The sequence below is a fragment of the Pseudonocardia sp. OZ21 genome, from assembly GCF_059359135.1.
Window position 1 is genome coordinate 426215 of record NZ_JCADBN010000003.1, and the last position, 23630, is coordinate 449844.

A 23630-nucleotide genomic window follows, 5' to 3' on the forward strand; every position below is an offset into this window, starting at 1 on the left:
GGCCGACGCCCATCTCTCCCCGCCTAACGGCCCTGATCGCGACATGGACACACATCGCGGCCGGAACCCGCCTCCCAGCAGCGACATGTGGCCATGTCGCGTAAGCGGCCGGCACCGGGCGTCCGTACGGTTCTGACCGCGGTCAGAACCCGCCTTCGAACAGCGACATGTGTCCATGTCGCGCGCGGGGTGGTTTTCCCCTGTGTCCGAGGCGCCGGTTCAGTAGTGCAAGTCCCGTGACTCCGTACGAGTCGGCCATCCGACCGTCGACTCGGGCCCGGCTGCTCACCGCGACCGATGCCGCCCTGAGCGCATCGCTGAGGCACCTGGCTCCCGCACCACCCGCTCCTGCCTGGCGGACCGCGAATCCCGTGCGAGTCACCGCGACGCTCGCAGGGACTCCACCTGTTCCACGTGAAACAGCCGCGCCCACCGAGTTCGCCTGCCGCCCACGTTCTCCTGAGGCCGGGCGGGTGCCGGCCGTTGTCGGCGCCCGCGGCTCCGTGGATCCCTCGCGCGCCCGGCCACTCGTAGCTCCGTCGAGCCGGGACCGCATCACAGATCGCCGTACCGGAGAATGCGGCGGTGACCGAAAGAACTGTGGCCGTGCTGGCTGGGGGCCTGTCGCACGAGCGCGAGGTGTCCCTGCGATCCGGACGGCGGCTGGCCGCCGCCCTGTCCGATGCGGGTGCGTCGGTACGGGAGTGGGACGTCGACGCCGCGCTCGTCGAGCGGCTCCGGAGCGACCCGCCCGACGCCGTCGCGATCGCGCTGCACGGGGGCGAGGGGGAGAACGGTTCGGTCCAGGCGGTGCTCGAGCTACTCGGGGTGCCGTTCGTCGGGACGCCTGCGCAGGCCTGTCGGCGCGCCTGGGACAAGCCGACGGCGAAGGCGGAGTTGGCCCGCGCCGGTCTCGACACACCGGACTGGGTCGCGCTGCCGCACACGACGTTCCGGGCGCTCGGCGCGCAGGCGGTCCTGGACGCGATGGTCGACCGCCTCGGTCTGCCGCTGATGCTGAAGCCCGACCAGGGTGGCTCGGCGCTCGGCTCGCAGGTGGTGACGGAGCGGGCGGAGCTTCCCGCCGCGATGGTCAGCTGTCTCGCCTACGCCGACACGGTGCTCGCCGAGCGGTTCATCGCCGGCACGGAGGTCGCTGTCACGGTCGTTCATGACGGCGACGAGCCGCGGGCGCTGCCGCCGGTCGAGGTCGACGCCGTGGGCGGCGTCTACGACTACACCGCCCGCTACACACCGGGCGCCGCGACGTTCCACTGCCCGGCGCGCCTCGACCAGGCGACGCTGGGGATCCTGGCGGAGACCGCGCTCGCCGCCCACCAGCTACTCGGGTTGCGGGACGTATCCCGGATGGACGCGGTGGTCGATGCCGACGGCCGGGTGCAGATCCTCGAGGTGAACGTCTCGCCCGGGCTCACCGAGACCTCGCTGCTGCCCACCACCGTTCGGGCGGCCGGGATGAAGCTGGGCGACCTCTACGCGGCGCTCGTCGAGCGGGCGGTCGCCCGCGGCTGAGCTGTTTCACGTGAAACACGATGCGCCCCCGAGCGAACATCGAGACCGACATCGCGGTGAGGCCGGCCGGACCCGGGGCGGCCGCTGACCCTGTTTCACGTGAAACAGGGTCAGGGGGTCACTCCTCGTCGGGCCGGTCCATCAGCCTCGCGATCCGCTCCAGATCCTCGACCGACCCGAACTCCACGACGATCCGGCCCTTGCGCTGACCCAGCTCGACCTTCACGCGCGTGTCGAACGTGTCGGACAGCCGGTTCGCCAGGTCCTCGATGCCGGGCGCCAGCATCGGCTTGCGACGGCTCGGCTTCGCGGGCGCAGGAGACTCGCGCCGCAGAAGGACAACGGCCTCTTCGGTGGCGCGGACCGACATGCCCTCGGCGATGATCCGGGCGGCGAGCTCCTCCTGCCGACCCGCGTCATTCAGCCCGAGCAGCGCGCGGGCGTGGCCGGCGGACAGCACGCCCGCCGCGACCCGGCGCTGCACCGACACCGGGAGCTTCAGCAGCCGGATCGTGTTGGTGACGACCGGCCGGCTCCGGCCCAGCCGGTCGGCGAGCTCGGTGTGCGTGACGCCGAACTCCGCAAGCAGCTGCTCGTAAGCGGCCGCCTCGTCGAGCGGGTTGAGCTGGACGCGGTGGATGTTCTCCAGCAGCGCGTCGCGCAGCATCGCGTCGTCGCCGGTACGGCGGACGATCGCCGGCAGCTGCGCCAGCCCTGCCCGCTGCGCGGCGCGCCAGCGGCGCTCGCCCATCACGAGCTCGTAGGTACCGGGGGAGGCCGCCTCGCGGACCACGATGGGCTGCAGGAGCCCGAACTCGCGGATCGAGTGCTCCAGCTCGGCGAGGCTCTCGTCGTCGAAGTTGGTACGCGGTTGCTGGGGGTTGGGACGGATCGCGGCGAGGTCGATCTCGCGGTACACCGCACCGGCCACCGAGGAGGTGGCCGGGTACGCGGGGATGTCGACGGGGTGGGATGCGCGCCCCTCCGACGGGGATCCCGTCGGCACGGCCGGGGCGACGGTGAGGACCGCGGTAGGCGCCGGAGCCGCCGGTGCGGTCGGGATGAGCGCGGCCAAACCGCGTCCCAGCCCGCCCTTGCGCTGAGTGGCCACGCGCTCCACTGGCGTCCCCCGCTCGGTCATCTGACTACCGCCCGTCCGGATCAGCAGGAAGGTTCATCCGCGCTCCGCGGTCGGCGATCTCACGCGCTGCGTCGACGTAGCTCATCGCTCCCCGCGAACCGGGGTCGTAGGCCAGCACGGTCTGGCTGTAGCCGGGCGCCTCGGAGACCTTGACGCTGCGCGGGATCACCGTGCGCAGCGCGGTGGTGCCGAAGTGGCTGCGGACCTCGTTGGTGACCTGGTCGGCGAGCTTGGTGCGGCCGTCGTACATCGTCAACAGGATCGTGGAGACGTGCAGGGCGGTGTTGAGGTGCGACCGCACGAGGTCGATGTTGCTCAGCAGCTGCCCGAGCCCTTCCAGGGCGTAGTACTCGCACTGGATGGGGATCAGCACCTCACTCGCGGCCACCAGGGCGTTGACGGTGAGGAGCCCGAGCGACGGGGGACAGTCGATGAACACGTAGTCGACCCCGAGCTCGTCGAGCGAGCCGTCGGTCAGCGCCTGCTTGAGCCGGTTCTCCCTGGCGACCATGCTGACGAGCTCGATCTCCGCACCGGCCAGGTCGATCGTGGCCGGGACGCACAGGAGGTCGGGAGAGGCGGAGCTCCTGACCGCCGCGTCGACGATGCGGATCTCTCCGAGCAACGCCTCGTAGACCGACGGCGTGCCGAGCCGGTGCTCGACGGCGAGCGCGGTGCTCGCGTTGCCCTGTGGGTCGAGGTCGATGACGAGCACCCGGACCCCGTGCATCGCCAGCGCGGCAGCGAGGTTGACCGTGCTCGTGGACGGTCATCACCCGCCGATGTGCCGGACGGGGCATCCGGTGCCGGTCGGGGTGCAGCACCCTGGCCGCGCGTTCGGCCTCCTCGGCAATGGGTGTCCATCCCGGTGTTTCACGTGAAACGGGAGGGAGCATCTCGCGCTGGGACATCTGGTGTGGGGACATCTCGTGCTGGGACACTCTGAACGTCACGCTTGCCCTCTCCTGCGCCGCGGTCGGTCGGGCTTCCCGGCCTCCCGCACTCGCTCGATGACGACCACCGTGCTCGGGGGATCGATGACTCCGACGCCGGCTCGCTCGATCCGTGGGACCCCACCGCCCAGCCTGCGGACAGCCGGGGCGTCCCGCTCGACCTCAGCCGGGGCGGTGGCGCCCTTCATGGCGAGCAGAATCCCGCCGGGCCGCAGCAACGGAAGGCTCCAACCGGCAAGCCGCGCCAAGGGCGCGACCGCGCGAGCGGTCACCACGTCGGCACCCTCCCATCGCCGCCGAACCACAGTCTCCTCGGCCCGACCCCGCTCCACTGTCACTGACAGGCCGAGATCGGCGATCACCTCGCGGAGCCACTCCACGCGACGCGCGAGGGGTTCGATGAGGACGATGCTGAGATCGGGCCGAGCCAGCGACAACGGTATCCCGGGGAGGCCCGCTCCCGAACCCACATCCACAAGACGCGCGCCATCCGGCACAAGTTCCGCGACGAGGGCGCAGTTGAGGACGTGCCGATCCCAGACGCGGGGCGCTTCGCGGGGTCCGATCAGACCGCGCTCCACACCGGACGTGACGAGATGCTCGGCAAAACGACGAGCGAGGGGTAGCCGGTCACCGAAGACGGAACCGGCTACCCCATCGATCGGAACAGAGGTGGCCGGGAGGTCAGGCACCGCGGAAGACGACGACCTGCCGCCGCGGCTCCTCGCCCTCGCTCTCGCTCGACACACCCTTGATGCGAGCGACGGCGTCGTGCACGACCTTGCGCTCGAAGGGGGTCATGGGGCGCAGCCGCACGGACTCCCCGGACGCCAACACGTCCTTCGCGGTACGGGTACCAAGCTTGGTGAGCTCCTCGCGCCGCGCCTCACGCCACCCGGCGATGTCGAGCATCAGCCGGCTCCGATTGCCGGACGACTGCTGGACGGCGAGGCGGGTGAGCTCCTGTAGTGCCTCGAGCACCGCGCCCCGTTCGCCCACCAGCTTGTCGAGGTCCTCGCCGCCGTCGATGCTGACGATCGCCCGCCCTGCCTCGACGTCGAGGTCGATGTCGCCGTCGTAGTCGAGCACGTCGAGTAGCCGCTCGAGGTAGTCACCGGCGATGTCGCCCTCGCGCACCAGCTGGTCCTCGGCGGTGCTCGCCGCGGGGCTCGCGGCGACGCTCTCGGTGGCCCCGTCCTGCGCAGTCTTCGGCACGATGCGTCTCCTCTCCGAAACGGTTGCGATGACGCCGGGCACCCGGCACACCGCTGCGGCCGCCGGCGAGGGCGGGCCGCGGATGGCTCGTGTTCAGCGGCGCTTGCGCGGGCGCCGCGCGGGCGAGCGGGTCACGCCGCCGCTGCGCGGGCTCTTCGCGGAGTCGCCTGCTGTGCTGTTCGCGCTCGCCGCACCGTTGGCGACGGATCCGTCCCCGTTGGCGACCGACCCGTCCCCGCCGACTGCCGCCGCTGGCGGAGCAGCGGGGGGCGCGCCGTTGGAGGCGCCGTTCGTGGAAGGTGCGGCGGGCTTGGAGGGGGGCGTGGCCTTGCGGGTGACAGGCTTCGCGCCCGGCCGCTTCGTGGTGGGCTCCTCGACGGCCGGCTCCGGGCGGACCGGCTTCTGGCCGGGGCGAGGTGCCAATGCCTGCCGGGTGGCCGTCGTCTGCTCGCGCTTCGTCGACTCTTCGGCGTCGATGCGCCGGTACACGACGTACTGCTGGCCGAGGGTCCACAGGTTGTTGGATACCCAGTAGAGAAGCACAGCGAGCGGCAGGAACGGTGCACCGACGACGACGCCGATCGGGAAGACGTACAGCATCAGCTTGTTCATGATCGCGGTCTGCGGGTTCTCGCCCTGCGCCGCGGTCTGGCGGGCCACGGAGTGCCGCGCGGTGATGTGGGTGAAGATGCCCGCGGCGATCATCAGCGGGATCATCACGATGAGCATGTTGGCGATGGTGGTGCCGCCGCCGGGGAGCGCCTGCAGCTTCTCTTCGCCCAGCGTCACCCAGGCGCCCAGCTTGGCGCCGAAGAGGTTGGCGTCATTGAAGGACGCAACACCGCTGGCGTCGAAGTAGTAGTTCTCGGTGCGCGCCGCCCCGTTGGGCAGGATGGGCCCGAACTCGCGCAGCACGTGGAAGAGGCCGATGAAGACCGGCACCTGCACGAGTACCGGGAGGCAGCCGGCCACCGGGTTGACGCCGTGCTCCTTCTGGAGCTTCTGCATCTCCTCGGCCTGCTTCTGCCGGTCGTTCGCGTACTTCTTGCGCAGCTTCGCGATCTCCGGCTGGAACTCCTGCATCTTGCGCATGGAGCGCACCTGGCCGACGAACGGCTTGTACAGGATGGCGCGCAGCGTGAAGACGAGGAACACGACCGCGAGGGCCCAGGCGATGCCGCTGGACTCACCGAACAGGTAGCCGAACGCCTTGTGCCATACCCAGAGGATGAAAGAGACCGGGTAGTAGATGAAGTTCAGCACGGCGCTTGCTCCTCGAGGTGGTTCCGGGCCGGGCGGGGACGGCGCGGTGGCACCGGGTCGATACCGCCAGGGTGCCACGGCGCGCACCGCAGCAACCGACAGAGCGTGAGCCAGGAGCCCCGCAGCACGCCGTGCACCTGCAGCGCCCCTACCGCATAGGCACTACAGGTGGGGTAGAAGCGGCACGTCGGGGGCAGCGCGGGCGAGACCCAGCGCTGGTACCCGTGAAGCAGACCGATCAGGACCCGCGCCACGACCGAACGGCCCGCGGGGTTACTCACCGCGTGCTCCGGAGAGCTTTCGCAGTGCGCCCCGCAGGCCGGCGTCGAGGTCCTCGCCCAGCTCGGCCGACGAGGCGCCGGCCGCAGGCGGGAGTGCCCGGACCACGAGGAGGGTGTCCGGCGGAAGCTGCCGGAGCCGGGGCACGACGAGATGCCGGAGCCGACGCGTCACCCGGTGACGGACGACGGCGTTTCCGACTGCTTTGCTCACGACGAACCCCGCTCGTGGCTCGCTGCCGCCGTTGGCGCGACGGAGGTGGACGACGAGCCGTGATCGGCCGCTGCGTCGACCCCGTCGGACGACGGAAGCGAACTCGTCCCGGCGCGTGAGCCGGGATCCGGCCGGCAACACCGGGACGGCCGAATCAGGCCGAGAGCCGCTCGCGGCCCTTGCCGCGGCGGGCGGCGACGATGGCCCGGCCGGCGCGGGTACGCATCCGCAACCGGAAGCCGTGGGTACGGGCCCGGCGGCGGTTGTTCGGCTGGAAGGTGCGCTTGCCCTTGCTCACGGTCGGCTCTCCTGGGGTCGACGGGCGACAGAGCGGCCGTCGATGATCATCGTGCTTCGGGTTCGGACGGTGGTGCTGCGACACCCGCACGAGCCGAGACCATCCTTGGACAGCACTGGGCTCACCTGCGCGGGCGCGGTTCAGTCCAGGGTACGCAGCCGCCGCACAGAGGGTCAAACCAGGCTGGTCCTCGTCATCCCCTTGCAGCCTTGCGCGACCAGGCGGCTTGTGGCAAGCCGTCTCTGTTGTTAGCGTCCCCCCTCCACAGTTCGATCCGGGGGGATCGCCGACACCGGCCAACACCACCAGCACGGGCCCGCACGCATTCAGCGCTGCTTGCCCGCGTAGCGTCTTGCGCACAGGTGTGGACAAGCCTGGGGATGATCGACCGATCGGGCGCCAGAACGTCCGGGGTGAACGACCGGAGGGGAGCGCGGACCGGTGCCCGACCAACCAGGAGACCTGGGTCAGGTCTGGAACCGCGTGATCGCGGATCTCTCGGGAGCCTCGTCAGGCTCCGGAGCCCACACTCTTTCCCCGCAGCAGCGGGCGTTCCTCCGCCTCACCCGCCCGCTCGGGCTGATCGACGGCACCGCGCTCCTCGCCGCACCGAGCGAGTTCGCCAAGGACGCGATCGAGCGGATCCTGCGCCGTCCCATCAGTGATGCGCTGGGCAGGCACCTCGGGGTGGCGGTGAACCTCGCGGTCGTCGTCGACGCCTCGGCGGCAGGCGGCGGCACCGAGGTGCCCGACCCGCCCGGCGCCACCACGCGGCCCAACGCAGCTGTCCTCGGCGGGGGTCACGGGCCCATGCACGGCGGCGGACAGGGCAACGGCGGACAGGGCGGTGCCGACCCGTCGCAACGTGACAACTTCACCGGCGTGGACGGATCGGTACTGCCGATCACCGGTCCGCTGGCGTTGGGCGAGCCGGCGGGTGCCCACCTCGGCGGCGGCAACGGCGGACACCTGGGCGGCGGCAACGGCGGCTCCGGCATCGACGGTCGCACGCCGGAGGTGTGGCCCACGTACTCCGGGCCGCCTGCCGGCGAGCAGGTCACTCCACGCTCGCAGACGCGGCTGAACGAGAAGTACACCTTCGACACGTTCGTCATCGGTGCGTCCAACCGGTTCAGCCACGCGGCCGCGGTCGCTGTCGCCGAGGCACCGGCGCGCGCGTACAACCCGTTGTTCATCTGGGGCGACTCCGGGCTGGGCAAGACCCACCTGCTGCACGCCGTCGGGCACTACGCCCAGCGGCTGTTCCCCGGAATGCGGGTGCGGTACGTGTCCACCGAGGAGTTCACCAACGACTTCATCAACTCGTTGCGCGACGACCGGAAGGTGGCCTTCCAGCGCCGCTACCGGGACGTCGACGTGCTGCTGGTGGACGACATCCAGTTCCTGGAGGGCAAGGAAGGCACCCAGGAGGAGTTCTTCCACACCTTCAACACGCTGCACAACGCCAACAAGCAGATCGTCGTGTCCTCGGACCGCCCGCCGAAGCGGCTGGAGACGCTCGAGGACCGGATGCGCACACGGTTCGAGTGGGGCCTGATCACCGACATCCAGCCGCCCGAGCTGGAGACGCGGATCGCCATCCTGAGGAAGAAGGCCGCACAGGATCGGCTCGCGGTGCCCGGTGACGTCCTGGAGTTCATCGCCGAGCGCATCGAGCGCAACATCCGGGAGCTCGAGGGTGCGCTCATCCGCGTCACGGCGTTCGCGTCGCTGAACCGGCAGCCGGTCGACACCCAGCTCGCCGAGATCGTGCTGCGTGACCTGATCCCCGACTCGGCTGCGTCCGAGATCACGGCGCCCACGATCATGGCGGTCACCGCCGAGTTCTTCGGCGTCACGATGGACGAGCTGTGTGGGCCGGGTAAGACGAAGGCGCTCGCGCAGTCCCGGCAGATCGCCATGTATCTGTGCCGGGAGCTGACCGACCTCTCGTTGCCGCGGATCGGCCAGACCTTCGGCGGCCGCGACCACACCACGGTCATGCACGCGGACAAGAAGATCCGCAACGAGATCGCGCAACGCCGCAAGACCTTCGAACAGGTCCAGGAGCTGACGGCGCGGATCAAGCAGCGCGCCCGCCACTGATCGCGGCTGTCACCCGCCTCCAGCGCACCCCGTAGTAATAAGGCCTCTCCGCCCCACTCCATCCCGCCTCGCCCGCATCGCGTGGTGTGCGCCCGGTGCGGAGACGTTGCTCGGTCGTCCTCGAGCCGGTGGCGCTCGTTGCGGCGCGGGTGCCGGGCTGTGGATCCAGGTCGAGCCGCCTCCGGGCGCTCGGAAGTGCGCTTGTGTACCGCCGTTCGGCGCACGCCGGGGGTCCGTCGGCGTTCCGTCTCATGACGCGCCGTGTTCAATACGGCCAAACCGGTGACTCAGCGTCCTCAACGTTGTGTCGGGAGGGAACTCTGTGAGTTCAGCACCGTCCCGCGACCCGTGTGGAACGCGGGAAACCAGTCGCACAGCGTTCTCACACGACCACTCTTCACCCACATCTGGGGACAACTCTGTGGATGGACGAGTTGGGGCCCGTGGACGGATCGGTCCGAAACGGTGGACAACCGGTGTTCATCCGGGGGACAGATCGAGTACGAACGCCGCCATCCACCGAGCAGGCGAGCAGACCACCTAACGCCCCTCAGGTTGCTCCACAGGCCGCCGCACCGTGTGACCTGCGGAAACGTCGTCCATCCACACAATCCACAGGCCCTAGTACTACTGCTGTTGCTCTCTCCATGAAGAACTACACAAGAACAAGCGACGTGGATGGATTCGGAGCGGAACCTGGATCGGGTCGCACCCTGGCCGGGATGACACCTGCGGTCCGGAGGCTCTACGGTGGGCTTCCGGCTCAGGCCGTGCCGGCGAACCCAGCGGGTGCCCGGTGCCTCGACCGGCACGACCACTCGGCCTCCCGCCGATGGGTCCACCCGAGCTCGTCCCCCACACCGCCAGTGCGAGAGGTCCCCCATGAAGTTTCGGGTCGAACGCGACGTCCTGGCCGACGCGGCCGCCTGGGTGGCTCGCAGCCTTCCGGCGCGGCCACCGGTCCCGGTGCTGGGTGGCGTCCTGATCGAGGCGTCCGGCGGCGCCGACGGTGACCGCCTGACGGTCTCCGGGTTCGACTACGAGACGTCGGCCCGCGTCGAGCTGGACGCCACCATCGGCGATCCTGGCCGCGTGCTGGTGTCCGGCCGGCTGCTCGCCGACATCACCCGTGCGCTGCCGTCCAAGCCGGTCGACCTCGTGGTCGACGGGTCGCGCGCCACGATCAACTGCGGCAACAGCCGGTTCAGCCTGCCGACCATGCCGGTCGAGGACTATCCCCAGCTACCGGCCATGCCGCAGCTCGCGGGCACGGTGGCGGCGGGCGAGCTCGCCCAGGCGGTCGCCCAGGTCGCGGTCGCGGCCGGTCGCGACGACACGCTTCCGATGCTCACCGGCATCCGGCTGGAGATCGAGGGGGCGCGGCTCACGCTGGCCGCCACCGACCGGTTCCGGCTGGCGGTCCGCGAGCTGGACTGGACCCCGGAGGACACCGCGCAGTCGAGCGCCGTCCTCATCCCGGCACGCACACTGGCCGAGGTCGCCAAGACGCTCGCCGGTGCCGGCACCGTGGAGCTCGCGCTCTCGGCGGGCGACGGGATGCTCGGCATCACCGGCGCGGGCAGGCGCGCCACCACCCGGCTGCTCGACGCGGAGTTCCCGCGGTTCCGCCAGCTCATCCCGGCCGAGCACACCAGCGCCGCCGTCATCGAGGTGGCGCCGCTGGTCGAGGCGATCAAGCGGGTGGCGCTGGTCACCGACCGAGTGGCTCAGGTGCGGATGGAGTTCGGCGAGGACGGTCTCCGGCTCGCCGCGGGCGGTGACGACGTCGGCAGCGCGGAGGAAGAACTCCCGTGCGAGCTCGACGGCGGGCCGCTCACCATCGCGTTCAACCCCGGTTACCTGCTCGACTCGCTCGGCGCCCTGCACACCGCCCGTGCCCAGCTGACGTTCACCACGCCGAACCGCCCGGCCCTCGTCCGGCCGGTGCCTGCCGCGCCCGCGGAGGACAATGGCGGGGAGGAGACTGCAGAGCCGGTGCCCGGCTACCTGCACCTGCTGATGCCCGTTCGCCTCCCCGGCTGATCGGTACGAGCGCGGGCGAGCTCCCCCCGACGAGACACACCAGGAGTGGAACCGTGCAACTCGGACTGATCGGTCTGGGCCGGATGGGTGGCAACATGCGCGACCGGCTTCGTGCCTCCGGGCACGAGGTGGTCGGGTACGACCCCCGCCCCGATGTGACCGATGTCGACTCGCTCGCCTCGCTGGCGGCGGCCCTCACCGCGCCGCGCGTGGTGTGGGTGATGGTCCCCTCCGGCGAGCCCACGCGGGGCACCGTGCGCGCCCTCGCCGACGCGCTCGAGCCGGGTGACCTCGTGATCGACGGCGGCAACTCCCGCTACACCGACGACGGTCCGAACGCCGCGCTGCTCGACGAGAAGGGGATCGGCTACCTCGACGTCGGCGTGTCCGGCGGGATCTGGGGCAAGGCCAACGGCTACGGGCTGATGGCAGGCGGGTCGGCGGAGCACGTGGAGCGCGCGCTCCCGATCTTCGACGCGCTGCGCCCGGAGGGGCCGCGCGAGGAGGGCTTCGTGCATGCGGGCCCGGTCGGCGCAGGCCATTTCTCCAAGATGGTCCACAACGGGATCGAGTACGGCCTGATGCAGGCCTACGCCGAGGGCTTCGAGCTGCTCTCGGCGGTCGACCTGATCACCGACGTGCCGGGTGTCCTGCAGGCCTGGTCCCGCGGCACCGTCGTGCGCTCGTGGCTGCTCGACCTGCTGGTCGCCGCGCTGAAGGACGACCCGGGGCTCGCCTCGCTCGACGACTACGTCGAGGACTCCGGCGAAGGTCGGTGGACGATCGAGGAGGCCATCAAGCACGCGGTGCCGCTCCCGGTGATCTCCGCGGCGCTGTTCGCCCGGTTCGGCTCGCGCCAGGAGGTCTCCCCCTCGATGAAGGCCGTGGCCGCCCTGCGTCACCAGTTCGGTGGGCACGCGGTGAAGTCGGCCGCCGGACCGTCCGGCACGCCTGGCGAGCACGCGGGTCCGAGCTCGGGCACGGGCTCGACCCAGAGCTGATGCACCTGCGGCGTCTCGCCGTCGCCGACTTCCGGTCGTGGGAGAAGGCCGAGCTCGAGCTGGAGCCCGGGGTCACGGTGCTCGTCGGTCCGAACGGGGTGGGCAAGACCAACCTCGTCGAGGCCGCCGGGTACCTGGCCACCCTGGGTTCGCACCGGGTCGCCACCGATGCGCCGCTGATCCGGCGGGGCGCGGAGCGCGCGGTGGTGCGCGGGCTGGTCGTGCACCACGGGCGTGAGCTGGGCATCGAGCTGGAGATCACGGCCGGCCGGGCCAACCGCGCCCGGGTGAACCGGGCACCGGTCGCGAAGACGCGTGACGTGCTGGGGATCCTGCGGACGGTGCTGTTCGCGCCGGAGGACCTCGCGCTGGTGCGGGGCGATCCCGGCGAGCGCCGCCGGTTCCTCGACGACCTGCTGGTGTCGCGGTACCCGCGGTACGCCGCGGTGCGGGCCGACTACGACCGGGTGCTCCGGCAGCGGTCGGCGCTGCTCAAGACCGCGCGCAACAGTCGCTCGGCGGGCCGCTCGGCCGCTGCCTCCGGCGGCGACCTGAGCACGCTCGACGTGTGGGACGGCCATCTCGCCCGGCACGGGGCGGAGCTGCTCGCCGGCCGCCTGGAGCTGGTGGCCGCCGTCGGCCCACGCGCGGTCGACGCGTTCGCCGAGGTCGCGCCCACGTCCGACCCGATCGCACTGGTGTACCGCTCGAGCGTCGAGGGGGAGCTGCCGACCTCGGTCGCCGAGCTCGAGGTCCTCCTCGTCGAGGCGCTGGCCGTGGTGCGCCGCCAGGAGGTGGAGCGCGGGGTGTGCCTGGTCGGCCCCCACCGTGACGACCTCGAACTGCGGCTGGGCGACGGGCCGGCGAAGGGGTACGCCAGCCACGGGGAGTCGTGGGCGTTCGCGCTCGCGCTCCGGCTCGCCTCCTATCGCCTCTTGTGTGACGACGACGTGGAGCCGGTCCTCGTGCTCGACGACGTGTTCGCCGAGCTGGACTCCCGCCGGCGCAGCGCGCTGGCCGCGGTCGCCCGTCGCGCCGAGCAGGTGCTGATCACCGCCGCGGTACCCGAGGACGTGCCCGACGGCCTGGCGGGCGTCCGGTTTGCGGTGGGCGGCGGTACTGTCGAGCGACTTCCGCAAGACGCCACGTCAGCGCAGTCTGTGTGATCTCAGCCACCTGTGTACAAGGTTGTGGATACTGTGGATAACTTCCGCTCCCCTGGTGATGACGAGCAGAAACGACCGCCCGTCGTGCGTCGACAACCGCCCAGCGCGCCCTCTTCGAGTGCTGCTGTCCCCAGGCCTGGGGATGAATCGAGTGGAACCGTTGGGCGTACGGCCGCTGCGGGCAGGGGTGCCGACATCGCCCGCGAGGCGCTCCGTGCCGCCCGCGAGGCGTCGGCGGAACGCACCGCGCAGCGTTCCGCGGAACGGCAGGGGCGCAAGCCGGCGGCGGGCCGGAGCAGGCGCAGGCGGTGGTCGGGTCCGGGACCCGACGACCGTGACCCCCAGCCCTTCGGCCGGCTCGTGTCCCGGGTGTCGCTGGACCGCGGCTGGTCACCCCGCCTCACGGACGCCACCGTGCTCGGGCGGTGGCCGAACCTCGTGGGCTCGGAGATCGCCGACCACTGCACCCCGCTGTCGCTGCGTGACGGTGAGCTGGTGCTGCAGGCCGAGTCGACGGCGTGGGCCACCCAGCTGCGCACGTTGCAGCGTCAGCTGCTGGTCCGGCTCGCGGCCGCGGTGGGCAAGGACGTGGTGCGCAGGATCCGCGTGGTGGCTCCGTCGGGGCCGAGCTGGCGCCACGGTCCCCGGAGCGTGCGGGGTCGCGGACCGCGCGACACCTACGGCTGACCTGGGCGGGGACCGTCGTCGGGGGCAACCGGGCGGCAGGCGGCGACTCAGCGCCACGTGACTGCCCCGCAGCCCGTTTGCAACCCCCGCGCCGCCGTCGTGACCCGCCGAAGTCCACGATCGGCTGTCTGAGACGATTTGAGGGGTCTCCTAGGCGCGTTTCTGTCGCAGCGCACCGGTATGATGGGAGACGTGTTCCGGGCGCTCCCCGATCGCCCGGTCGTAAGGCCCCGACGTCGGACGGCGCTCACCCGCGCGTTCCCGGCCGACGGGCCCTCGTGGCGAGGAGACAGGCAGCCCGTGCCGGAGAAGAAGAACGCCTACAGCGCGTCGTCCATCACTGTGCTCGAGGGGCTGGAGGCGGTTCGCAAGCGCCCCGGCATGTACATCGGGTCCACCGGCGAGCGCGGTCTGCACCACCTGATCTGGGAGGTTGTGGACAACGCCGTCGACGAGGCGATGGCCGGCTACGCCACGCGCGTCGAGGTCACGCTGCAGGACGACGGCGGGGTGCGCGTGGTCGATGACGGCCGTGGCATCCCCGTCGGCATGCACCCGGTGGAGAAGCGTCCCGCTGTCGAGATGGTGCTCACCATGCTGCACGCGGGCGGGAAGTTCGACAGCGACTCGTACGCCGTGTCGGGCGGCCTGCACGGCGTCGGTGTGTCCGTGGTCAACGCGCTGTCCACGGCGCTCGACGTCGAGATCCACACCGACGGCTTCGTCTGGCGGCAGCACTACTCGCGCTCGGTGCCCGGCCCGCTGCGCAAGGGCGAGCCCACGAAGAAGACCGGCAGCACGGTCACGTACTGGGCCGACGGCGACATCTTCGAGACGCTGACCTACAACATCGAGACGATCCGCCGCCGCCTGCAGGAGATGGCCTTCCTCAACAAGGGCCTCACGATCACGCTGCGCGATGAGCGCAACGGCGACAACGGCGAGGCGGAGGAGCCCGACGCCGAGGGCTACGTCGCGAAGGTCAAGGAGTACACGTTCTGCTACCCGAACGGGCTCGAGGACTTCGTCGCGCACCTGAACAAGAGCAAGGACCCGATCCACAAGAAGCTCGTCTCGTTCACGGGTGAGGGCACCGGCCACCAGGTCGAGGTGGCGATGCAGTGGAACTCCGGCTACACCGAGTCGGTCTACACGTTCGCCAACACGATCAACACGCACGAGGGCGGCACTCACGAGGAGGGCTTCCGCTCGGCGCTCACCACCACGGTCAACCGCTACGCGCGCGACAAGAAGCTGCTCAAGGACAAGGACCCCGCGCTGTCGGGCGACGACATCCGCGAGGGTCTCGCCGCCATCGTCTCGGTGAAGGTCAAGGAGCCCCAGTTCGAGGGGCAGACCAAGACGAAGCTGGGCAACACCGAGGTCAAGTCGTTCGTGCAGCGCGTCAGCAACGAGTGGCTGGCCGACTGGTTCGAGCGCAACCCCACCGAGGCCCGCACCATCGTCAACAAGGCGGTGCAGTCGGCGCAGGCCCGGGCCGCTGCGCGCAAGGCCAGGGAACTGGTCCGGCGCAAGAGCGCGGGCGACATCGGTGGCCTGCCGGGCAAGCTGGCCGACTGCCGGTCCACCGACCCGTCGAAGTCCGAGGTCTACATCGTGGAGGGCGACTCCGCGGGGGGCTCGGCCAAGTCGGGTCGCGACTCGATGTTCCAGGCGATCCTGCCGATCCGCGGCAAGATCATCAACGTCGAGAAGGCGCGCATCGATCGCGTCCTCAAGAACACCGAGGTCCAGGCCATCATCACGGCGCTGGGCACCGGCATCCACGACGAGTTCGACGTGGCGAAGCTGCGCTACCACAAGGTCGTCCTGATGGCCGACGCCGACGTCGACGGCCAGCACATCCGCACCCTGCTGCTCACCCTGCTGTTCCGTTTCATGCGGCCACTGGTGGAGCACGGGCACGTGTTCCTCGCCCAGCCCCCGCTCTACAAGATCAAGTGGGGTGGCCGGGGGTCCGAGCCGGAGTTCGCCTACACCGACCGCGAGCTGCAGGGCCTGCTCGAGACCGGCCGGGCGGCGGGCAAGAAGCTGCCCAAGGACGAGGGCATCCAGCGCTACAAGGGCCTCGGCGAGATGAACGCCAAGGAGCTGTGGGAGACCACGATGGACCCGGCCAACCGGTTGCTCCTGCAGGTCACACTCGACGACGCCGCCACGGCCGACGAGCTGTTCTCGATCCTCATGGGCGAGGACGTCGAGTCGCGCCGCTCGTTCATCACCCGAAATGCCAAGGACGTGCGGTTCCTGGACGTGTAGTCCCCGCGCCCACCGCCCGAGCCGCACGAGCAGAGAAGGACCATGACCGACACCCTCGACCCCACCCTGCCCCCACCGCCCGGCGGTGGCGACCGAACCGAACCGGTCGACATCCAGCAGGAGATGCAGCGCTCCTACATCGACTACGCGATGAGCGTCATCGTCGGCCGCGCGCTGCCGCTGGTCGAGGACGGGCTCAAGCCGGTGCACCGGCGCGTCCTGTACTCGATGGGGGAGAACGGCTTCCGCCCCGACCGCAGCTACGTCAAGTGCGCGCGCGTCGTGGGCGAGGTGATGGGTAACTACCACCCGCACGGCGACTCGTCGATCTACGACGCCCTCGTGCGGCTGGCCCAGCCCTGGGCACTGCGGTACCCGCTGATCGACGGGCAGGGCAACTTCGGGTCCCGGGGCAACGACCCGGCCGCGGCGATGCGGTACACGGAGTGCCGCCTGTCTCCGCTGGCCATGGCGATGCTGCAGGACATCGACGAGGAGACCGTCGACTTCGCCGACAACTACGACGGCAAGACGCAGGAGCCCCTCGTCCTGCCGTCGCGGGTGCCCAACCTGCTCATCAACGGCAGCGCCGGGATCGCCGTCGGCATGGCCACCAACGTGCCGCCGCACAACCTGCGTGAGGTCGGGGCCGGCGTCGTGTGGGCGCTGGACAACTGGGAGGCCACCGACGAGGAGCTGCTCGCCGCGCTCATGGAGCGCGTCAAGGGCCCCGACTTCCCCACCGCCGGCCTGATCGTCGGCCGCGACGGCATCGAGCAGGCGTACCGCACGGGTCGCGGCTCAGTGCGGATGCGCGCCGTGGTGGAGGTCGAGGAGGACGCCAAGGGGCGCGCCATCCTCGTGGTCACCGAGCTGCCCTACCAGGTCAACCCGGACAACCTGATCGAGTCGATCGCCGCACAGCACCGCGACGGCAAGATCGCCGGAATCGCCGAGATCAACGACGAGTCCTCCGACCGCGTCGGCATGCGCATCGTCATCACGCTCAAGCGGGACGCCGTCGCCAAGGTCGTGCTGAACAACCTCTACAAGCACACCCAGCTGCAGTACGGCTTCGGCGTCAACATGCTGGCGATCGTCGACGGGGTGCCGCGCACCCTGCGGCTCGACCAGGTGGTGCGCAACTACATCCGCCACCAGATCGAGGTCATCGTCCGGCGCACCCGCTACCGCCTCCGCAAGAAGGAGGAGCGGGCCCACATCCTGCGCGGATACGTCAAGGCGCTCGACGCGCTCGACGAGGTCATCGCGCTGATCAGGGCGTCACAGACCGTCGAGGTCGCCCGCGACGGCCTGATCCAGCTGCTCGACGTCGACGAGATCCAGGCCCAGGCCATCCTCGACATGCAGCTGCGGCGCCTCGCCGCCCTCGAACGCCAGAAGATCATCGACGAGCTCGCCGAGATCGAGCTGGAGATCGCTGACCTGCAGGACATCCTGGCCAGGCCCGAGCGGCAGCGGCAGATCGTCCGCGACGAGCTCACCGAGATCGTCGAGAAGCACGGCGACGACCGGCGCACCCGCATCGTGGCCGACGACGGTGACGTCACCAACGAGGACCTCATCGCCGTCGAGGACGTGGTCGTCACGATCACGCAGACCGGCTACGCGAAGCGTACGAAGACCGACCTCTACCGGGCGCAGAAGCGCGGCGGCAAGGGCGTGCAGGGCGCCACGCTGAAGCAGGACGACATCGTCGCCCACTTCTTCGTCTGCTCCACGCACGACTGGATGCTGTTCTTCACCAACAAGGGCCGGGTCTACCGGCTCAAGGCCTACGAGCTGCCGGAGGCCAACCGCAACGCGCGCGGCCAGCACGTCGCCAACCTGCTGGCGTTCCAGCCGGACGAGCACATCGCCCAGGTCATGCAGATCAGCGACTATCAGGCGGCGCCCTACCTGGTGCTCGCCACCCGCACCGGCCTGGTGAAGAAGTCGCGGCTCACCGACTTCGACTCGCCCCGTACGGGCGGCCTGATCGGCATCAACCTTCGCGAGGACGACGAACTGGTCGGCGCGGTGCTCTGCTCAGCGGAGGACGACCTGCTGCTGGTGTCCGCCGAGGGCCAGTCCATCCGGTTCACGGCCAGCGACGAGGTGCTCCGGCCCATGGGGCGTGCCACGTCCGGGGTGCTGGGGATGCGGTTCAACTCCGGCGACCGGCTGCTCTCGCTCGGCGTCGTGCAGGAGGACAAGTTCGTCCTGGTCGCCACGGCGGGCGGCTACGCGAAACGTACGCCGATCGAGGACTACCCCGTGCAGGGTCGCGGGGGTAAGGGTGTTCTCACGCTTCAGTACGACCGGCGCCGTGGCACTCTGGTTGGCGCGCTCATCGTCGGGATCGACGACGAGCTGTACGCGATCACCTCGACCGGAGGGGTGATTCGCACGTCGGCCCGCGAGGTACGCAAGGCCGGCCGTCAGACGAAGGGAGTGCGCCTGATGAATCTCGGTGAAAGCGCCACCCTGCTGGCGGTCGCCCGCAACGCGGAGGACGACGCGGACGATGCGGAGCTGAACGGCGCCACCACCGCCGAGCAGTGATCCGTCGAGCCGGCAACACCCCACCTGGCCCCGAGGAGACGTTCACCTCGTGAACGACAAGACGCGAAAATCGAGTGAGCCCGACGGCCGTAGCCGGGTGGCCACCGGAGAGTCCGCTGCTGCTCAGCAGCGTGCGGGTGGCGCCGAGGTCGCCGCTCCGGAGGGGGCCGCGGGTTCCGCAGAGGCGCCTGTCGCGAACGGGGCAGGCGCCCCTGCCGGTGCACCGGCTCCGGAGCCCGTCGCTCCTACGGTGCGCGTGTCGGAAGGTGCCGTCTCACGACCGGGGGACGCGCACGACTCCCCTCGGCTCGATCCGGAGGGGCCGGAGGCGGTCACCACGGAGCTGCGGCTGACCACGGCGGACAACGGCTCCGGCCCACGGCAGGCACCGGAGGCCGCCGAGGCGTCTCATGCTGCGGCGACGCGTCCGTCCTCGGGAGCGTCGGGCGCGCGTCCCACCGCGTCTCCAGGTCAGGTTCCGTCCCCGGGCCCGGCAGCGGGCCCGCCGCCGTGGCACCGGATGCCCGGCAAGGACGCGCCGGAGAAGCACGAGAAGGTCGCCGACGAGCGACCCGCCGGTGGTCTGCTCGAGGAGGCCCCCACCACCTTCCTCGAGCCTGCCACCAGCACCGACGGTTCGTCGGAGACCGACGAGCCGGCGTCGGACAGCGACTCCCTCTCGGCCGGTCGGCCGAGGCGCAGCCGCCCGCCGCGCCAGGCGGCGCTGCAGCTCAAGCGACTCGATCCGTGGTCGGTACTGAAGCTCGCCCTCGTGCTGGCCGTGGTGCTGTTCTTCATCTGGATGGTGGCGGTCGGGGTGCTCTACGGCATCCTCGACGGGATGGGTGTCTGGGACCGGCTCAACGGCACCTACGCCGACCTGGTGTCGGGTGAGACGCCGACCGGCAGCCCGCTGATCAGTGCGGGGCGCGTGTTCGGGCTCGCTGCGGTGATCGGCGCGATCAACAGCCTGCTCTTCGCCGTCGCCGTCACGATCGGGGCGTTCGTCTACAACGTGTCGGCCGACCTCGTCGGCGGCATCGAGGTCACGCTCTCCGAGCGCGACTGATCCCCGACCGGCGGTCCTCCGGAAGGGGGAGCCGGTGGGGGGCGGCTGGAGACGCTGGGGTAATCTCGTCTCCGCCGCAGGGGCCCATAGCTCAGTTGGTTAGAGCGCGTCGCTGATAACGACGAGGTCGCTGGTTCAAATCCAGCTGGGCCCACTCCCCATCCCCGGGACAGGCAGGACGTGAACCCGTGAAGAAGATCATCGCTGTCGTCGCCGCTATCGCCGCAGGTGCGCTTGTGTTCTCGAAGGTCCGTGCGTCCCGTTCGGACAACGACCTCTGGCATGACGCCACCAACAACTGAGCCTGGTGTGCTCCCGCCCACGGCGGGCGGGTAACGTCCTCGCTCAGCACGGGGACGTAGCTCAATTGGCAGAGCACCGCCTTTGCAAGGCGGGGGTTAGGGGTTCGATTCCCCTCGTCTCCACCAGTGGGAACGCCCCTGGCGATCATCCGGCCAGGGGTTGAGGCCTCACGCTGGCCGCGTTCATCGCCGGCGTCCGGGGGCTGCACCAGTCGGCTTGAGGAGGGCCCGGCCCGCCGGATTTGTCGGGGTCGACTCCTACGATCGATTACATGCCGTTGTCCTTGGAAGAACGACAGCAGTTCTTGGCCGAGCCGCGCATCGCCGCACTGTCCGTATCCGCAGGTCCGGAGCGCGGGCCTGTGACGGTGCCCATGTGGTACCAGTACGTCCCTGGTGGCGAGGTCTGGGTGCTCACCGCGGTCGCATCCGTGAAGGCCGAGCTCATCCGGACTGCGGGCCGCTTCACGTTGATGGTCGATCGTGTCGAACCGACGATTCGGTATGTGGCGGTGGAAGGGCCGGTCTCGCGGACGGTTCCGGGCACCGACGAGCACCTGTTGGAGCTGAGCAGGCGGTATCTGCCGCCGGACGAGGTCGCCGCCTATATGGAGGTCGCGAAGGCCGACCACGGTGAGCAGATCTGCATCTTCCTACGGCCGGAGCGCTGGGTGTCGGCGGATCTGGGTGGCTCGTCCTGACCGGCTAGGAGTGGGCGGAGCGCAGGGTGCCCGACGGGCTCTCGCCGTAATCGGCCTAGTGTGCGGCGGCAAACCGGCTCAGGTGCATGAAACCCCACCGCTGGGCGATCGATCCCACGCTGTCCTCATGGGGACTGGTCGCCACCAGGTCGTCGTGGGCCCGGCGGAGTCGGACGGTGCGCAGGTACTGCAGGGGTGACACGCCGACGTGCTTGCGGAAGCCGGCCTGCAACCCACGCACGCTCACGCAGCACGCGGTCATGATGCGCAAGCGCGTGTCGTACCCCGACCTCGCCGAGGAGGACCGGTCCCATCCGGCCCACCACCATCGTCATGTCGAGGTGAGAGGACCGGTCGAGCATCTCGAGCCGCTGCGGGTAGACGTACTCGCTTCCCCACCGCCTGCGCCTCGTCGACGTCCCGGACGTGAACGGTGACGAGTCCTTCCTGCCTGCGCATCGGTCTCGTCGTCCCTCGGAGCGCTCCGCGCGACTCGCCGACGACCCCACCTTCGCCCGGTATGGCGCGCCGGCCACACCGTCCACGGGGATTCGTACCATGTGCCCATACCGTCCCTGACGTGCAGTTTTGGCTCCACACCGGCTCCGCGGAGAGGACTAGTGTCCGAAGTGGGGAATGAAGCGCGGAGGACGACGTGGCCGACTGGGACGGGCGTGGGCTGCCGCCTGTAGCTGCCGAGCGGGCGCGGCGGGCCGCGGCAGGTGGAGCGTGGACGTCGCTTCTCTCGGCGCCGGCGGCGGCCGGCCTGCAGGTGGCCGGGTTCGAGCCCGTCGGCGAGGTGATGGGCTCGATGGTTCAGCAGATCGGCTGGACCGGGTTCCAGGGCTGCGGTATCTACGGTGGCGTCTACGGCGGGTGGGCCACCCCCACGATCACGTCGTCGGCGTCCACGCGGTTCGCGGGCTTCCGTCCCTACGTGGACGCGCTCTACCGCGGCTATGGCACCGCGATGAGCCGCATGGCCCAGGAGGCGGCGACGATCGGCGCCGACGGCGTCGTCGGGGTCGGGCTCGTGATGTCCCAGCTCGACGGCGGCGCGCGCGAGTTCACCGCGCTGGGCACCGGTGTGCGGGCGCGGGGCAGCGTCAGACCGTCCCGGATCTTCAGCACCCACCTGCCGGGACAGGACGTCGCCAAGCTCGTTGCGGCCGGCTGGATGCCGACCGACCTCGTGTACGGCATCTCCGTGGCCATCCGGCACGACGACTGGCAGACACGCCAGCAGGCCGCGTGGGGCGCGGGCAACACGGAGGTCTCCGGTTACACCGAGCTGATCAGCCACACGAGGGCGGACGCCCGGCACCGGCTCGCCGGGCACGTGCGCGAGTCGGGGGCCGACGGCGCGATCGTGTCGTCGATGGACCTGCACGCCTGGGAGATCGAGCCCGGAGAGAACCACCGTGACCACGTCGCCGAGGCGGCGGTCTTCGGCACCGCCCTGGTGCGTTTCCACACCGACACCGCGGCGCCGACGCGCACGTTGACCTACCTGTCGCTCCGTTGACCCACCCTGGAGATCCTGTGACCGCCGACCCGACAGAGCTGGGCATACCCGAGGATGCGATGCGTCGCCTCGCCGAGATGCGCCCCGGCCAGGCGACCAGCCTGTTCACCTCCGACCTCTCGGTCAACGAGTTCCTGCTGGTGCGGGAGGCCGGTTTCCGGCCGGTGGGGCTGGTGCTCGGGTCGAGCATCTACCACGTCGGTTTCCAGATGGGCCGCTGGAACCGCAACCAGGAGCTCACCACGCTGTCGCAGGCGATGTACCACGCCCGGGAGCTCGCGATGACCCGGATGGAGGCCGAGGCCGACCAACTCGGTGCCGACGGGATCGTCGGGGTCCGGCTGCACATCGAGTTCAAGGAGTTCGGCGCCGACCTCGCCGAGTTCATCGCCGTGGGCACCGCGGTGACGGCCGACGAGCCCCGCACGCCCGAAGGCGTGTCGTGGCGCAACAACAAGAACCAGCCCTTCACGTCCGACCTGTCCGGACAGGACTTCTGGACGCTCGTCCAGGCCGGGTACGCGCCCCTGGGCATGGTGATGGGCTCGTGCGTCTATCACATCGCCCACCAGCGGTTCTGGCAGGCGATGGGCAACGTCGGGCAGAACGTCGAGCTGCCGCAGTTCACCGAGGCGCTCTACGACGCCCGCGAGCTCGCGATGAGCCGGATGCAGGCGGAGGCGGAGCAGCTGCACGCCGAGGGGATCGTCGGGGTGCAACTGCTCTCGCACGGTCATCGGTGGGGCGGCCACACCACGGAGTTCTTCGCCATCGGCACCGCGGTGCGCCCCCTGCGCCCCGACCACCGCATCCCGACCCCCCAGCTCGTGCTGCCGCTGACGGACGGGTGACGCGGTGACGATGGAGCCGAGCGGCCTGGGGCCGATGGGCGACGTGCAGCTGCTCGCGGCCACCCTGGGATCCGACCGTACGGATGTCGCCTCGTACGCGAGGGTCCTCTCCGGGGCACTGGCCGGTGCCCTCCCGGCCGAGATGGTGGAGGTGGACCACCGGCGCGGGATGGGCGACCGGATCGCGGGCCGGAAGGGGCGCGTGGTCGCGGTGGTCGTGCACGGCGAGGGCAGGCAACTGGCGTTGCACGAAGGACCGCACGGCACCGTGGAGGCCGAGGTGCGCCAGGTCGTGCGGGACGTCGTGATCAGCAGGCGCACCGTCACCGTCGAGCAGTGGTTGCAGGCACTCGCCGAGGACCTCACCCGGGTCGCGGCCCGTGATGCCGCGGCCCGGGTGGCCCTGGAGCGGCTTCTCGCCGGCGGGGCCTGAGCCGGG

The 23630-nt window shown here is 70.5% G+C and carries 22 protein-coding genes, 2 tRNA genes and 1 pseudogene; 16 read left to right on the top strand and 9 right to left on the bottom strand.

The window, feature by feature from the left end; all coding sequences use genetic code 11:
• Nucleotides 1-585: 585 nt before the first annotated feature.
• Nucleotides 586-1533 carry a D-alanine--D-alanine ligase family protein gene (locus AC5L35_RS08850; RefSeq protein WP_495059064.1) on the top strand — a complete coding sequence of 316 codons (948 nt, stop codon included), beginning with the start codon at nt 586-588 and terminating at the stop codon, nt 1531-1533.
• Between the two features lie 118 nt (nt 1534-1651).
• Here AC5L35_RS08850 and AC5L35_RS08855 read toward each other — a convergent pair whose 3' ends face one another.
• From AC5L35_RS08855 to rpmH, 8 genes and pseudogenes are all read right to left on the bottom strand, one after another.
• Nucleotides 1652-2644 carry a ParB/RepB/Spo0J family partition protein gene (locus tag AC5L35_RS08855; protein ID WP_495059065.1) on the bottom strand — a complete coding sequence of 331 codons (993 nt, stop codon included), beginning with the start codon at nt 2642-2644 and terminating at the stop codon, nt 1652-1654.
• Between the two features lie 34 nt (nt 2645-2678).
• A pseudogene (locus AC5L35_RS08860) lies at nt 2679-3570 on the bottom strand (ParA family protein).
• A 53-nt stretch (nt 3571-3623) separates the two neighbouring features.
• A complete protein-coding gene (rsmG, locus tag AC5L35_RS08865; protein WP_495059066.1) occupies nt 3624-4319 on the bottom strand; it encodes a 16S rRNA (guanine(527)-N(7))-methyltransferase RsmG in 696 nt (231 codons plus the stop codon).
• Nucleotides 4312-4842: a Jag family protein gene (locus AC5L35_RS08870; protein WP_433277268.1), complete on the bottom strand. Its 531-nt coding sequence runs from the start codon at nt 4840-4842 to the stop codon at nt 4312-4314. Before AC5L35_RS08870 ends, rsmG begins: the two co-directional genes overlap by 8 nt.
• Nucleotides 4843-4935: 93 nt before the next feature.
• Nucleotides 4936-6105 carry a membrane protein insertase YidC gene (yidC, locus tag AC5L35_RS08875; RefSeq protein ID WP_495059067.1) on the bottom strand — a complete coding sequence of 390 codons (1170 nt, stop codon included), beginning with the start codon at nt 6103-6105 and terminating at the stop codon, nt 4936-4938.
• Nucleotides 6099-6386, bottom strand: a complete 288-nt coding sequence (yidD, locus tag AC5L35_RS08880) for a membrane protein insertion efficiency factor YidD (RefSeq protein ID WP_495059068.1) — start codon at nt 6384-6386, stop codon at nt 6099-6101. Before yidD ends, yidC begins: the two co-directional genes overlap by 7 nt.
• Nucleotides 6379-6738: a ribonuclease P protein component gene (gene rnpA / locus AC5L35_RS08885; RefSeq protein WP_495059069.1), complete on the bottom strand. Its 360-nt coding sequence runs from the start codon at nt 6736-6738 to the stop codon at nt 6379-6381. The genes yidD and rnpA overlap by 8 nt, the downstream gene beginning before the upstream one ends.
• Nucleotides 6739-6751: 13 nt before the next feature.
• Complete coding sequence (gene rpmH, locus AC5L35_RS08890) at nt 6752-6895, bottom strand: 50S ribosomal protein L34 (RefSeq protein WP_169399592.1); 144 nt, start codon at nt 6893-6895, stop codon at nt 6752-6754.
• A gap of 441 nt (nt 6896-7336) precedes the next feature.
• On the opposite strand from rpmH, the gene dnaA reads away from it, so the two are divergent.
• The 12 genes from dnaA (at nt 7337) to AC5L35_RS08950 (ending at nt 20815) form a co-directional block, all read left to right on the top strand.
• Nucleotides 7337-9001 carry a chromosomal replication initiator protein DnaA gene (gene dnaA, locus AC5L35_RS08895; RefSeq protein ID WP_495059070.1) on the top strand — a complete coding sequence of 555 codons (1665 nt, stop codon included), beginning with the start codon at nt 7337-7339 and terminating at the stop codon, nt 8999-9001.
• Between the two features lie 882 nt (nt 9002-9883).
• Nucleotides 9884-11044, top strand: a complete 1161-nt coding sequence (dnaN, locus tag AC5L35_RS08900; RefSeq protein WP_495059071.1) for a DNA polymerase III subunit beta — start codon at nt 9884-9886, stop codon at nt 11042-11044.
• 53 nt (nt 11045-11097) lie between these two features.
• Nucleotides 11098-12045: a phosphogluconate dehydrogenase (NAD(+)-dependent, decarboxylating) gene (gene gnd, locus AC5L35_RS08905; protein ID WP_495059072.1), complete on the top strand. Its 948-nt coding sequence runs from the start codon at nt 11098-11100 to the stop codon at nt 12043-12045.
• Nucleotides 12045-13211: a DNA replication/repair protein RecF gene (recF, locus tag AC5L35_RS08910; protein WP_495059073.1), complete on the top strand. Its 1167-nt coding sequence runs from the start codon at nt 12045-12047 to the stop codon at nt 13209-13211. Before gnd ends, recF begins: the two co-directional genes overlap by 1 nt.
• Before the next feature lie 360 nt (nt 13212-13571).
• Nucleotides 13572-13898: a DciA family protein gene (locus AC5L35_RS08915; protein WP_495059074.1), complete on the top strand. Its 327-nt coding sequence runs from the start codon at nt 13572-13574 to the stop codon at nt 13896-13898.
• Between the two features lie 300 nt (nt 13899-14198).
• The gene (gyrB, locus tag AC5L35_RS08920) at nt 14199-16178 is read left to right on the top strand and encodes a DNA topoisomerase (ATP-hydrolyzing) subunit B (RefSeq protein ID WP_495059075.1); all 1980 of its coding nucleotides are present in this window, start codon (nt 14199-14201) and stop codon (nt 16176-16178) included.
• Nucleotides 16179-16220: 42 nt separating this feature from the next.
• Nucleotides 16221-18743, top strand: a complete 2523-nt coding sequence (gene gyrA, locus AC5L35_RS08925) for a DNA gyrase subunit A (protein ID WP_495059076.1) — start codon at nt 16221-16223, stop codon at nt 18741-18743.
• Between the two features lie 256 nt (nt 18744-18999).
• Nucleotides 19000-19812: a DUF3566 domain-containing protein gene (locus AC5L35_RS08930; RefSeq protein ID WP_495059077.1), complete on the top strand. Its 813-nt coding sequence runs from the start codon at nt 19000-19002 to the stop codon at nt 19810-19812.
• An 80-nt stretch (nt 19813-19892) separates the two neighbouring features.
• Nucleotides 19893-19966, top strand: a tRNA-Ile gene (locus tag AC5L35_RS08935).
• Nucleotides 19967-20000: 34 nt separating this feature from the next.
• Nucleotides 20001-20114 carry a DLW-39 family protein gene (locus AC5L35_RS08940; RefSeq protein WP_312859057.1) on the top strand — a complete coding sequence of 38 codons (114 nt, stop codon included), beginning with the start codon at nt 20001-20003 and terminating at the stop codon, nt 20112-20114.
• A 50-nt stretch (nt 20115-20164) separates the two neighbouring features.
• Nucleotides 20165-20240, top strand: a tRNA-Ala gene (locus tag AC5L35_RS08945).
• A gap of 146 nt (nt 20241-20386) precedes the next feature.
• Complete coding sequence (locus tag AC5L35_RS08950; protein ID WP_495059078.1) at nt 20387-20815, top strand: pyridoxamine 5'-phosphate oxidase family protein; 429 nt, start codon at nt 20387-20389, stop codon at nt 20813-20815.
• Nucleotides 20816-20870: 55 nt separating this feature from the next.
• Here AC5L35_RS08950 and AC5L35_RS08955 read toward each other — a convergent pair whose 3' ends face one another.
• Nucleotides 20871-21062 (bottom strand): helix-turn-helix domain-containing protein, encoded by a 192-nt coding sequence (locus AC5L35_RS08955; protein ID WP_495059079.1) that lies wholly within the window; start codon nt 21060-21062, stop codon nt 20871-20873.
• 408 nt (nt 21063-21470) lie between these two features.
• Here AC5L35_RS08955 and AC5L35_RS08960 point away from each other — a divergent pair, with 408 nt between their 5' ends.
• From AC5L35_RS08960 to AC5L35_RS08970, 3 genes are read left to right on the top strand one after another with little or no spacing between them, the layout of a single operon-like run.
• Complete coding sequence (locus AC5L35_RS08960) at nt 21471-22340, top strand: heavy metal-binding domain-containing protein (protein WP_495059080.1); 870 nt, start codon at nt 21471-21473, stop codon at nt 22338-22340.
• A 17-nt stretch (nt 22341-22357) separates the two neighbouring features.
• On the top strand, nt 22358-23191 hold the full coding sequence (locus AC5L35_RS08965) for a heavy metal-binding domain-containing protein (protein WP_495059081.1): 834 nt from the start codon (nt 22358-22360) through the stop codon (nt 23189-23191).
• Between the two features lie 10 nt (nt 23192-23201).
• Nucleotides 23202-23624 (top strand): hypothetical protein, encoded by a 423-nt coding sequence (locus AC5L35_RS08970; RefSeq protein ID WP_495059265.1) that lies wholly within the window; start codon nt 23202-23204, stop codon nt 23622-23624.
• The last annotated feature ends 6 nt before the right edge of the window (nt 23625-23630 follow it).

Coding starts and splice junctions, on each gene's coding strand:
- dnaN (WP_495059071.1), top strand. CDS start 9,884: ATGAAGTTTCGGGTCGAACGCGACGTCCTGGCCGACGCGGCCGCCTGG.
- recF (WP_495059073.1), top strand. CDS start 12,045: ATGCACCTGCGGCGTCTCGCCGTCGCCGACTTCCGGTCGTGGGAGAAG.
- gyrA (WP_495059076.1), top strand. CDS start 16,221: ATGACCGACACCCTCGACCCCACCCTGCCCCCACCGCCCGGCGGTGGC.
- AC5L35_RS08950 (WP_495059078.1), top strand. CDS start 20,387: ATGCCGTTGTCCTTGGAAGAACGACAGCAGTTCTTGGCCGAGCCGCGC.
- AC5L35_RS08970 (WP_495059265.1), top strand. CDS start 23,202: ATGGAGCCGAGCGGCCTGGGGCCGATGGGCGACGTGCAGCTGCTCGCG.